This window comes from Methanophagales archaeon, from assembly GCA_021159465.1.
In the GTDB taxonomy this organism is placed as follows: Archaea; Halobacteriota; Syntropharchaeia; order Alkanophagales; family Methanospirareceae; genus G60ANME1.
Genome location: JAGGRR010000196.1, coordinates 1 through 11,021, shown reverse-complemented (window position 1 = coordinate 11,021; position 11,021 = coordinate 1). Strand labels below are relative to the sequence as shown.

Genomic DNA, 11,021 nt, shown 5'->3' with positions numbered 1-11,021 from the left:
TGTATACTCTCCCTCGGTTAAGTTAAAAGACAGAATTGGTACTTATCATCTTAAAATCGACCACATAGCAGCCTTTACCATACTCAAATACCTTGATTGGATTTAAATCCGCTTCCAGTATATCGGGAAACTCCACACATAACTGCGAGAACCTGAGCAGGACATTGACGAGTGAATCTATATCAGACATGGGTTCGCCTCTTACGCCATGTAATATCCGATAAGCCCTGACATTCTTTATCATCTCCTTCGCATCACTCATACTCAATGGTGCAATCCGGAATGAGACATCCCTGAAGACCTCCACATAAATCCCTCCCAATCCAAACATAAGCAGTGGACCAAAGTGCCTGTCCCGCTTCATACCTATTATCACCTCCTTACCGCCAGCAACCATCTGCTGCACGAGAACACCTTCTATTCGTCTCGCAGTTGTGAGTTTCTCACCCCTGCGCATAATCTCGAAGAAGCTCTCCTTTACCGCTTCCCTATTCACATTAAGCTTCACACACCCCACATCCGTTTTATGAATTATATCAGGTGAGAGAATCTTCATAGCCACCGGATAGCCGATCTTATCAGCGATATCAAGCGCCTCATCCGCAGTCTCTGCTTTACCATAAGCTGGTATTGGAATACCATACGCTTTCAGTAACTCAAACCCCAGCTTATGCCGTAGTTGCTCTCTGATCTGCCCTGTATCAACATTGAAATGAGGAGGAGGTTCAAATACTCGTTTCTGCCTCTCTTCGTAGTCCTTTACAGCCTTGAGACTCTTCACCGCCCTTACAGGATCGAAATAATTCGCAATACCATGCTTCTTAAGCTCTTCAACTGCGCTCATCACCGTCTCGCCACCCATGAATACCGGGATGACCGGCTTTTTTGCATTTATCGCCATGACATAATTACCCGCTTTATCAAATTCTATCGGTGCAGTGGGAGAGAGAATAGCAATTATCGCACCTACATACCCATCTTCAGCAACTATGCTCAGTGCGGTACCAAATTTGTCAGTTGTTGCATCGCCACGTACATCAATGGGGTTATAAGAATTGGCGAGCTGAAGTGGGTGAAGTTTTTCCATCGTCTCGCGCTCAAAAGCGGTAAGTTCGAGCCCTGATTCCTCAATTGCATCCGCAGCCATGACGCCCGGTCCACCGGAATTTGTCACTATTGCTATCCCTCCCTTTATACGTTGAATTCGCGATAGTGTGAGAGAGAAATCGAACAATTCCTGGATTGATGTCGCTTCAACAATGCCAGCTTGCGCAAAGGCAGCCCTGTATGCCTCCACACTGCCTGCTATGCTACCTGTGTGACTGGAAGCGGCTTTTGCTCCCGCCTCTGTCATACCACTCTTCATCACTACCACCGGTTTTGTTCTCGAGACCTCCCTCACCACCCTCATAAATCGGCTACCTTCGCTCACATCCTCGAGATACATCGCTACCACCGCTGTGTCCGGGTCCTTATCCAGGTATTCTAAGAAGTGGCACTCGTCAAGCACCGCTTTGTTACCCAATGACACGATCTTGCTGAAACCGACCTTTTCTACTTTCGCCCAATCAATAACCGCGAGTGCAAACGCACCTGATTGACTGAGAAACGCGATACTACCTTTATCTGGTACAGTCTTACCAAATGTCGCATTTAAATTCGCATGCGTATTTATTATACCCAGACAATTGGGACCGACGATGTTCAATTTATGCTCCTTAGCGATCTTGACGAGCTCAGATTCGAGCACTGCGCCTTCACGTCCCACCTCTTTAAAACCCGCTGAGATTACAACCACATTCTCTACACCGCGCTCAGCACATTGCTCCAGCACGTTGGGCACCCCTTCTGCTGGTATCGCAATGACAGCAAGGTCAATATCACCCTGTATCTCGCTCAATGACGGATAACACTTCAAACCTTGGATTCTGTCGTACCTGGGATTCACTGCGTATATGCTCAACAGCCCGGTCCCGGATGCGAGTAAATTCTTGAGGATGGTATTCCCCACCTTCCCTTCTTTTGGCGTTGCGCCAACCACCGCAACAGTCCTGGGATTGAAGAGTTTATCAAGCATTTCTTCTTTCGTACTCACAACAGGTGCCCATGTTTATCTATCTCGCCCGCTTTTATCCTCCTCGATGCGATTGGCTTTCCATCTGCTGCCTTTGCATGCTCCACCTTTACTATCTTTATCGGCTCCTTACCTCGCTCTTTCCTCAGTTCGTTTATCTCCAGTGCCACATCATATGTCTCTGGGGATATCACTATATAATCAATATCCTCATCCAGAGTCATGCCGTATCTGTTATCTAATTCCACTGTTCGTATTCTCACCTGATATTCCAGGTACATGTACTGAGCTATATTCGCAGCTCTTACCTTATATGGAAGAACCAGCCGTGTCTTAGTCGCTTCTGCCATCCGGTCTGAGGTTATACCTATCACTATCTCCCCCTTTCCATCACCACTCAACTCATACGCCTTCCTCAGTAATCGCTTATGTCCATCATGCAATGGATCAAAGGTACCTCCTAATACTACTTTCATCATCCACGTCAGCAAAAGTTCTGTTGCTGTTACTGTTAGGAGAGCAATCTTCTACTTTCTTGCTCTACATCTTGACTTTGAGTTCTTCTTTAAGTGTCTTCAACACCAGTTCCGCATCCACGCTCTCTACTCCCTCGATCTTCTTTATCTCCTCTATAATATCTCCACATTTATCATAACCTGTGCATTTCGCGATTACAACCAGGTCAAATTCGCCCGTAACGTGATGAACACAGCAACTCTCTGCCATTGCCGCTATCTCATTCCCTACATCTTCTACACCATACCCCTGCCTGGTCTTTATCTTCGCTATTAATGTGACCATACCCATCTCCGAGGTGTTAAGAATCGTTGTGTAGCCGCATATAATGCCGCTCTTCATTAACCTCTTCACTCGTTCACTCACCGTTGCAGTGCTCACCCCTATCTTCTGCGCTATCCTCGTGAAGGACATGCGGGAATCGTGTTGAAGCTCTCTCAATATCTTCCTATCTATATCATCCACTTATATCATCCCCCTGTGCCTGTGTTGTGAAATCAAGGAACTCATTGAGTTTCGCTTCCGCTTTGCCTGATTCCAGTATCTCTCTGGCTATCTCAAAGGCGTCGGTTAAAGTCTCTGACTCCCCTGCTGCGAATATCGCTGATGCTGCATTTAATAGAACGACGTCACGCTTCGCACCCTCTTCTCTACCGCCCAAGACATCTCGCAGTATCTTCGCACTCACCTCACGAGTACCGCCGGCAATCTCTTTCGGTGATGCAACTCGCAACCCGAAATCATCGGGTCTTATGAAGTACGTATCTATCTCACCATCTTCTAATTGTGATACCTTTGTCTTTCCGGAGATGGAGACCTCATCCACGCCTGGCTCGCCATGTACGACAAGTGCCTTCCTTAGCCCGAGGATGCGAAGTACCTTCGCTATCTTCTCCGTCATAGCTGCATCATAAACCCCTATAAGCTGATGCGTGGCTTTTGCGGGATTTGTTAACGGACCCAGAATATTGAATACCGTTCTCAACCCAAGCTTCTGCCTCACTTCCACCACATTCTTCATCGCCTGATGGTGCACGGGCGCGAACATGAATCCAATGCCTATCTTCTCTATACATTCCTCTATCTTTCGCGGTGGTAACGCCAGATTCACTCCCAATTCCTCTAAAACATCCGCACTACCACATTTTGACGTCACTGACCTGTTACCATGCTTCGCTACCGGTACCATGCAAGCAGTAAGGAATGCCGCGGTAGTTGATATATTAAAAGTCTTTACTGTATCACCACCAGTACCACATACATCAACCTTCTTCTCCACTCTCGGATTTATATGCAGTGCCATACTCCGCATAACAGTGGCGAATGCCGCTATCTCCACTTCGGTCTCGCCCTTCATCCTCATTGCGGTAAGGAATGCCGCGGTCTGAATTCTATCTGGCTTACCCTCCATTATAGCCCGCATCGCTATTTCCGCCTCTTCTGCACTCAGGTCCTCCCCGTCCACCACTTTACTCAAGTATCGCTCAAGCATCTCCACATCTCCTTCCCCATTATGTCTTATAAGAAATTAAAATAAAATGAAGTAGAATGTATTCATATCCATTCTATTTTATCACATCATTATTCACTATCATAGAATCACTTCTAATGGATACCGAATAAATGAAGAGGAAGCTACACACACCTCTGGATGAGACAGCGATAAAGGAATTGGAGCTGCGAGATATTGTATATCTCAGTGGCGAATTATACACGATGAGAGATAGAGCACACCAGCGGATACTGGACTACCGGCGAGCGGGCAAGGCTATACCAATACCAATAGAGCGAGGTGCGGTGATATATCACTGCGGTCCGTTAGTGCGCAATCACGAGGTCATAGCCGCGGGACCCACAACCAGTGCAAGAATGGAGACTGCTACGCCAGAACTGATAGAGGCGCTTCAAATACGTGCTATCATAGGAAAAGGGGGTATGGGAACCGCCACACGGGACGCTATGTGCGCACATGGATGCGTATATCTCGCAATGACCGGTGGCGCGGCAGTCTTAGCCGCTACCCGTATAAAGAACATTATATCTGTATACTGGACAGACCTTGGGATGGCTGAAGCGGTCTGGCATATGCACGTGGATGAGTTTGGTCCTCTGGTGGTGGGCATAGATGCAAGAGGGGATAGCCTGTATGAGGAGTTATAAAAGAAGGGTAGCTATACATCCATGAAAAAACCCTGACCTGATACGGAACTAAAAGGAATCAGGAATCGCAGCTAAATCTGTATGTCTTCCCCTCGGTTTAGCAGTGAGCTGTTGATTTCAGGTCTGGCGGTGGCACTTTCTTTGGATTGGGTAGTCTTCCCCGTCCTTTGTATTCTGGCTGTTCTTCAACGCCGTAAACCTCGACCAGTGCGTTCTTGTATGCGTCCCAGTCGTCAGTGGTAAAAATCGTGAGTTCTGTGTGCCCCTGCACTTTTCTACTAACATTGCCAATAAAAGGTGGCATCTAAAAATTCGTTTTACCATTTTCTTTTTTACCTCTCCCCGGTACTCACCACTCACATACCTTGACTACTTCTTCACCCCGATCGGCATCACGTATAAGGGTTTATGTACCGCAGGGAGATTCAGAACCTTTGCAACTTCGTCATCATCAAATGCGCCTATTGCCACGGTAGCCAGACCCAGAGCCTCACATTCCAGATATATATTCTGCGATACATGCCCTGCCTCTATATGCACATATCTTATCCCCCGCTCGCCATACCTGCGGGTCGTACGTTCGTATTCCGCAGTGATGACGATAGAGAACGAAGCATCTGCGATGAACATCTGCCGCAAGCAAGCGGTTGCTAACTCTACTCGCAGGTCATCGCTCTTATGCGGCTCCAGATAGCCATTCTCTACGTGATATACTCCCGGCTCTATATGCTCCACAGCTCCTACTCCTATCACAAGGTAGAGCTCCAGTGGATATGTAGCACCAGCGGAAGGCGCTTTTAACGCAGCCCATACGAGAAGCGCGAGTTCTCTATTCTTTATCACACCATGTTTGAACGCCCTTCGTGACTTACGCCCCGCTATCGCCTCTTCCACCGATATAGTGCTTTTATGCTCCGGTACTTCCAATTTCACGCGTTCCATATTCCGTATTCCGTATTCTATATTTCTTAACTTATTACCTACCCTTACCGTAACTCCTCACGTGCTATTACTATTCTCTGTATCTCCGAGGTTCCAACAGCGATACTGAGTATTCTTGCATCCCGAAATAACCTCTCCACTAAACTCCCCCTCGTGCAGCCGAGTCCACCATGTATCTGTACGGCGTTTGTTGCTGCCTGGAAAGCAGTTTCAGATGCAAAGAGCTTAGCCATTGATGCTTCTTTTGTTGTTATGCGCTCGCCTTTATCAGCGAGATAAGCCGCTTTATAGGTAAGCAACCTCGCCGCCTCTGCTCTCATTGCCATATCAGCAATCATGAATTGAACAGCCTGGAAATTTGCTATTGGCTGCTCAAACTGCTTGCGTTCCCTCGCATACCGTTTAGAAGCTTCAATACAAGCTCGGGCAATACCGACGCCGATACTGCCCATGGCTATTCTATCCCTGTCCAGGGTAGCCATTGCAATTCTGAACCCGTCACCTTCATTGCCGAGCATATTAGCAGTGGGAACGCGGCAATCATGGAATTCAAGCCCACCAACCACGCAGCCTCTCATACCCGTCATCTCCACGAGTTTGGAGAATGAGAAACCTTCTGTGCCCTTCTCCACGATAAATGCACTTATTCCTCTCCTCCTCTTGCTCTTATCCGTGTATGCAAAGACCACATAGATATCGGCGACTGCTGCGTTTGTGATAAATGTCTTCCTGCCACTTAATATGTATTCATCGCCTTCCCGCACCGCAGTTGTCTCCATGGAGAGTGGGTCAGAGCCTGCAGCAGGCTCAGTGAGTGCAAAAGCGCCCAATTTCTCACCACCACATAAAGGCTTCATGTACCGATGCCTCTGCTCTTCAGAACCGGCGAAATAGATGGGAAACAGGGAGATAAGGGCAGCGGAACTGAGGAATCCGATACTTGCACTCACCTTTGAAAGCTCTTCCACCATCAATACATAGCACATCAGGTTATCACCCAGACCACCATACTCTACAGGAAATGGAATGCCAAAGAGTTTGTGCTTTCCCATTCGTTTCACGATATCCATAGGGAATTTCCCCTTCCGGTCTATCTCTGCTGCACGTGGCAACACCTCTGTGGCAGCGAACTCACAGGTGAAGCTCTGAATTTCTCGCTCCCGTGTTCCTAACTCGAATTCCATCTCCCCTCACAAACAAAGCAGAACTAATAATTTTTTATTACTCTATTTTAAAAGAGAAGTGAGTACAAAGATAAAAAAGTAATGAATATGAATAGGGGGTAAGTAAGACGACGAGGAAACCATCTGTGAACATAGGAATGGTAGGGCATGTTGACCATGGAAAGACGACCTTAGTGAATGCGCTTTCAGGGGAATGGACGGACAGGCACAGTGAAGAGATAAGGCGCGGGATATCCATAAGGCTTGGTTATGCGGATGCGACCTTCAGGCGATGCCCGGTCTGTAAGGAGCCAGAATGTTACACAGTAGAAGAGGTCTGTAAACACTGTGGTTCGAAGACGGAGGAGCTAAGAACTATCTCCTTTGTTGATTCTCCGGGCCATGAAGCCCTGATGGCAACGATGCTGAGTGGCGCAGCGATTATGGATGGTGCGGTTCTGCTCATAGCAGCTACTGAGCCCTGCCCTCAGCCGCAGACGAAGGAACACCTGATGGCTCTCAGTATTGTCGGCATAGAGAAGGTGGTAATCGTGCAGAATAAAATTGACCTCGTCTCACGAAAGGGAGCGATAGATCACTATTTACAGATAAAAGAGTTTATCAAGGGTACAATTGCGGAGGGAGCACCTATTATTCCAATCTCTGCACAGCAATCGGTAAATCTGGATGTTCTGATACAGAGCATAGAAGAAACGATACCAACACCCTCTCGCCCCTCTAACGAGCCCCCGCTTATGTATATCGCTCGCTCATTTGATGTAAACAAGCCGGGAACGCCGATAGAGGATATAAAAGGTGGTGTGATAGGGGGTTCGCTGATTCAGGGTAAGTTGCGGGTCGGAGATAAGCTTGAGATTCGCCCTGGTCGGATGGTAACTTCAGGTGGTAGAGAGAGGTGGGTACCAATTGAGACAGAGATAACGTCTATAATGGCGGGCGGTGAGCTGGTGGAAGAGGTAACACCCGGAGGACTGATCGGAGTGGGTACGAAATTAGACCCGAGCATGACGATAGAGGACTCACTTGCCGGTCAGTGTGTGGGTTTAAAGGGTACTTTACCTCCCACTCGCGATGAGCTCGTTCTTCGATTCCATTTGCTAGAACGCGTTGTTGGCGTGGCAAAGGAAGTAGAGACAACGGCGATAAGGGTAGGTGAGAGCTTAATGCTCAGTGTTGGTACGGCAATAACAATGGGAGAAGTGAAGAAGGTGACGAAAGATATCCTGAAAGTGGAACTGAGCCGCCCTATATGTGCAAAAACAGGTGCTCGTGTGGCAATTGCGCGAAAGATAAGTGCAAGATGGCACCTCATAGGTGCGGGTACAGTGGAGTAATGGCGAAGAAGCGGTTAAGGATAGAGCCTTTTGAGCGGTATGGTAAAGAATATGATGAGTGGTTCGATGAGCACAGGTCTATATATGAAGCCGAACTTCGTGCAATAAGAGCTCTGTTACCCACGAAAAGGCAAGAGAGCAAAGTCAAAAGTAAAAATAGAAGTAGCAGTAGAAGCATAGAGATAGGGGTGGGTAGCGGTCGTTTTGCTGCTCCCTTAGGTATCACACTCGGTATAGAGCCCGCACCTGGGATGAGACTGCTGGCAAAAGCTCGTGGTATTGAGGTAATTGGCGGTATTGCAGAGGCACTCCCGTTCAGGGATTCGTATTTCAAGCTTGTGCTTATGGTTACCACCATTTGTTTTCTCGATGATACAGAGAAGGCATTCAGAGAGGTCTATCGCGTGCTCAAGCCTTATGGTTGCTTCATCATTGCTTTTATAGACCGTGACAGTCCTCTTGGAGAGATATACAGCCATAAGAAGTCAGATAGCCCTTTCTATCGTGTTGCGAGATTTTATAATACGCGTGAGGTGATTACGCTCTTAAAGGATGCGGGCTTCAATAAGGAAATCAAAAGTATGCAGACTATATTCCGTTTCCATACGCAGTTAGAAGAGGATAAGGTGGAGGAAGTGAGGCAGGGCTATGGAAAGGGCTCGTTCGTCGTGTTGAAGGTGGTGAAATGACTTGACGCTTGTTGCTGGTATAACAGGTGGGATAGCAAGTGGTAAGAGCCTTGTGCTCAAGTTATTCATGGAACTTGGCGCTTTCGGTATTGACTGTGACAAATTGAGCAGGGAAGCGGTGAGACCATGCTCGAAGGCGTGGTGGCAGGTTGTTAACTACTTTGGTAATGAGATAGTCGGGAGGGATCTGGAGATAGACCGGAAGAGGTTGCGTGATATTATAATAGGGGATAAAAGAAAGCGCGAGGTTTTAGAAGCGATAATACACCCGGAAGTGATGGCGATGTGCAGGGAGAGGATAGAGGCGATAAAGAGGATAGAGCCTGACGCGCTCATCGTCGTTGACGTGCCGTTGTTGATAGAGACGGGGCTGCAGGCTGAATTTGATACTGTGATAGTAGTCTATGTGAGTGAAGCGGAGCAGATAAGGAGGGTGATGGAACGTGAGGGAGTGGATGAGGGGGAGGCGAGAAGGTTGATTGGACTGCAAATGCCACTGCGTGAGAAGTTGAGATTCGCCGATGTGGTGATAAATAACGAAGGGCGGATAGAAGAGACTGCGAAGCAGGTGAAGCAGGTGTTTCAATCGCTATGTCCAAAGGTTCGTGAGATATAGTCATGAGTGTGGAAGGAAGATAAATGAGCGAAAAGGCGTCTAAGCAAGAGTTAAAATCAGTAATTCATTACCAAAAACAGTCTTTCCGGGAAGAAAGGTATTTGCTCGATATTAAATGGTAAAGTAAAATATAAAATCATGCATATTACCCGAATTTGCACATACTGCTCTCTCAGCCATTTTCAGTTTTTGGATTCCACCTTTTATTGAGCAGGTTCGAAGAAAGCGAATTCTCTGAGATTTTGTAGGATAAGGAGGGGTTTGAAAACGTGGTAATCCACTGTCTCAAAGAGGATTTATCGAGATATGGTGAGTGAGGGGAATATGCTGCTGGTGCAGAGGTAATAATTGACGAAAAGAAAAAAGCGACTGTTTTAAAATGCGATATTCATGGTGCGATAAGTGAGAGTGAGGGTGAATACTATGCGACATTTAAATGGCTTTTAGTTCCTCTCGGATTGGATTTTATTGACGATAATTTTAAGGAGTCTGAGGAAGGACTTTCATGGGAAGGAGAAGTTGGAGGCATCCAAACAGGCATTACCATTAAATTACCGTCACAAGAATCGGTATACGAAGTATGGAAGCACCCTGTTGGGCACTATCATAGGCATGTCTGGTGGGTTAGCTATTGCAGGCATGTTAGGCGTTGCTTATCTTATATTCAAGAGGAACATGCATTAGGCGTTACGATACGATAGTCAATGTCACCTAACGTTTTGGGGATATGTGAAATTTGCCGTAAGGCAAAATTTGGGCGAGCTTTAGCGAGTCGCATGTGCGCTGTTAGGCGACGTGCAGTTATAATATCTTTTTTTCCTTCAGATGTTGAATTATCTCATCCACAAATTTCTTTCCACTCTTAAGCATTTCTTCAGCTTCTAGCATGGATATCATAAAAGTGTATTCGTAATCTCCTATCCTAATTGTCTTTTCTCAAAAGCTCTATTTAACTCTCTCCCTATCTCTTTCGGGAAGACACCTGTTTTTTACAAAATGCTCTCCAAAAGCAGAAATTACACCTTTATGAGAGGAAAATGATAGATTTTTCGTGAGCAACATCGCTTGTGCACAGTAAAACATACATCGCATAGTATGTTCTTGAAACCGAAGATTCATAATCACCTTCCTTAAGGAGTATTTCAGCACTCTTTAAGTACTTCTTTGCTTTTTCTACCAGAGATTTTATCTCTCTCATGCTGGAATACCTTCCCTTCGCACATTTATGGGTAGCGGACTATTTACCTTTTTATAATCTTCCTCTGAAATAGGAAACCGATATTAACACGTTGTACCTCAAATTTATTTCCGTTATTATCTCTATCATTCTGTCAATTTCTTCCCCTGGTTTCGCCTTCCCTTCAAGAACGATGAACATATCTATGTCAGAGTCTTCTGTAGCGCAACCTCTCGCATAAGAGCCATAGAGTATAATATGCTTTAATCTGTTACCTTATAGCTTTTTGATCTCCTTTTTGAATTCCTCAATCGCTTCTTTTGTTTTTT

13 protein-coding genes and 1 pseudogene are annotated in these 11,021 nt (G+C 46.4%); 5 read left to right on the top strand and 9 right to left on the bottom strand.

Annotated features, from left to right (window positions below; genetic code table 11):
* Positions 1-22: 22 nt before the first annotated feature.
* The 4 genes from J7J01_08465 to trpD form a co-directional block, all read right to left on the bottom strand.
* Positions 23-2,077: an acetate--CoA ligase family protein gene (locus J7J01_08465; protein MCD6210897.1), complete on the bottom strand. Its 2,055-nt coding sequence runs from the start codon at positions 2,075-2,077 to the stop codon at positions 23-25.
* Positions 2,078-2,091: 14 nt separating this feature from the next.
* A complete protein-coding gene (locus J7J01_08460; GenBank protein MCD6210896.1) occupies positions 2,092-2,553 on the bottom strand; it encodes a phosphopantetheine adenylyltransferase in 462 nt (153 codons plus the stop codon).
* A gap of 61 nt (positions 2,554-2,614) precedes the next feature.
* The gene (locus tag J7J01_08455) at positions 2,615-3,055 is read right to left on the bottom strand and encodes an Lrp/AsnC family transcriptional regulator (GenBank protein MCD6210895.1); all 441 of its coding nucleotides are present in this window, start codon (positions 3,053-3,055) and stop codon (positions 2,615-2,617) included.
* Entirely contained in the window at positions 3,048-4,082 is a 1,035-nt protein-coding gene (trpD, locus tag J7J01_08450) for an anthranilate phosphoribosyltransferase (protein ID MCD6210894.1), read from the bottom strand. Before trpD ends, J7J01_08455 begins: the two co-directional genes overlap by 8 nt.
* Positions 4,083-4,213: 131 nt before the next feature.
* On the opposite strand from trpD, the gene J7J01_08445 reads away from it, so the two are divergent.
* Positions 4,214-4,750: a fumarate hydratase C-terminal domain-containing protein gene (locus tag J7J01_08445; GenBank protein MCD6210893.1), complete on the top strand. Its 537-nt coding sequence runs from the start codon at positions 4,214-4,216 to the stop codon at positions 4,748-4,750.
* A 97-nt stretch (positions 4,751-4,847) separates the two neighbouring features.
* Here the strand turns inward: J7J01_08445 and J7J01_08440 are convergent, their stop codons facing one another.
* The 3 genes from J7J01_08440 to J7J01_08430 all read right to left on the bottom strand — a co-directional run bounded on the left by J7J01_08440 (position 4,848) and on the right by J7J01_08430 (position 6,876).
* Positions 4,848-5,054, bottom strand: coding sequence for a hypothetical protein (locus J7J01_08440; GenBank protein ID MCD6210892.1), 207 nt, complete (start codon positions 5,052-5,054; stop codon positions 4,848-4,850).
* Between the two features lie 65 nt (positions 5,055-5,119).
* Complete coding sequence (locus J7J01_08435; GenBank protein MCD6210891.1) at positions 5,120-5,692, bottom strand: SagB/ThcOx family dehydrogenase; 573 nt, start codon at positions 5,690-5,692, stop codon at positions 5,120-5,122.
* Positions 5,693-5,736: 44 nt separating this feature from the next.
* Positions 5,737-6,876: an acyl-CoA dehydrogenase family protein gene (locus tag J7J01_08430; GenBank protein MCD6210890.1), complete on the bottom strand. Its 1,140-nt coding sequence runs from the start codon at positions 6,874-6,876 to the stop codon at positions 5,737-5,739.
* A gap of 125 nt (positions 6,877-7,001) precedes the next feature.
* Between J7J01_08430 and J7J01_08425 the strand changes: the two genes are divergently transcribed.
* The 4 genes from J7J01_08425 (at position 7,002) to J7J01_08410 (ending at position 10,199) form a co-directional block, all read left to right on the top strand.
* Positions 7,002-8,210, top strand: coding sequence for a translation initiation factor IF-2 subunit gamma (locus J7J01_08425; GenBank protein MCD6210889.1), 1,209 nt, complete (start codon positions 7,002-7,004; stop codon positions 8,208-8,210).
* Positions 8,177-8,899 (top strand): class I SAM-dependent methyltransferase, encoded by a 723-nt coding sequence (locus J7J01_08420; protein ID MCD6210888.1) that lies wholly within the window; start codon positions 8,177-8,179, stop codon positions 8,897-8,899. Before J7J01_08425 ends, J7J01_08420 begins: the two co-directional genes overlap by 34 nt.
* 1 nt (position 8,900) lies before the next feature.
* Positions 8,901-9,515 (top strand): dephospho-CoA kinase, encoded by a 615-nt coding sequence (locus tag J7J01_08415; GenBank protein ID MCD6210887.1) that lies wholly within the window; start codon positions 8,901-8,903, stop codon positions 9,513-9,515.
* 468 nt (positions 9,516-9,983) lie between these two features.
* Entirely contained in the window at positions 9,984-10,199 is a 216-nt protein-coding gene (locus J7J01_08410; GenBank protein MCD6210886.1) for a hypothetical protein, read from the top strand.
* 340 nt (positions 10,200-10,539) lie between these two features.
* Here J7J01_08410 and J7J01_08405 read toward each other — a convergent pair whose 3' ends face one another.
* Positions 10,540-10,713, bottom strand: a complete 174-nt coding sequence (locus tag J7J01_08405) for a HEPN domain-containing protein (protein ID MCD6210885.1) — start codon at positions 10,711-10,713, stop codon at positions 10,540-10,542.
* A gap of 51 nt (positions 10,714-10,764) precedes the next feature.
* Positions 10,765-10,959, bottom strand: a pseudogene (locus J7J01_08400) (nucleotidyltransferase domain-containing protein).
* Positions 10,960-11,021: the final 62 nt, after the last annotated feature.

Bases quoted from the DNA above. Each gene is read 5' to 3' on its own strand.
- J7J01_08460 (MCD6210896.1), bottom strand. From the start codon at position 2,553: ATGATGAAAGTAGTATTAGGAGGTACCTTTGATCCATTGCATGATGGA.
- J7J01_08440 (MCD6210892.1), bottom strand. From the start codon at position 5,054: ATGCCACCTTTTATTGGCAATGTTAGTAGAAAAGTGCAGGGGCACACA.
- trpD (MCD6210894.1), bottom strand. From the start codon at position 4,082: ATGCTTGAGCGATACTTGAGTAAAGTGGTGGACGGGGAGGACCTGAGT.
- J7J01_08465 (MCD6210897.1), bottom strand. From the start codon at position 2,077: ATGCTTGATAAACTCTTCAATCCCAGGACTGTTGCGGTGGTTGGCGCA.
- J7J01_08405 (MCD6210885.1), bottom strand. From the start codon at position 10,713: ATGAGAGAGATAAAATCTCTGGTAGAAAAAGCAAAGAAGTACTTAAAG.
- J7J01_08430 (MCD6210890.1), bottom strand. From the start codon at position 6,876: ATGGAATTCGAGTTAGGAACACGGGAGCGAGAAATTCAGAGCTTCACC.
- J7J01_08420 (MCD6210888.1), top strand. From the start codon at position 8,177: ATGGCACCTCATAGGTGCGGGTACAGTGGAGTAATGGCGAAGAAGCGG.
- J7J01_08435 (MCD6210891.1), bottom strand. From the start codon at position 5,692: ATGGAACGCGTGAAATTGGAAGTACCGGAGCATAAAAGCACTATATCG.
- J7J01_08445 (MCD6210893.1), top strand. From the start codon at position 4,214: ATGAAGAGGAAGCTACACACACCTCTGGATGAGACAGCGATAAAGGAA.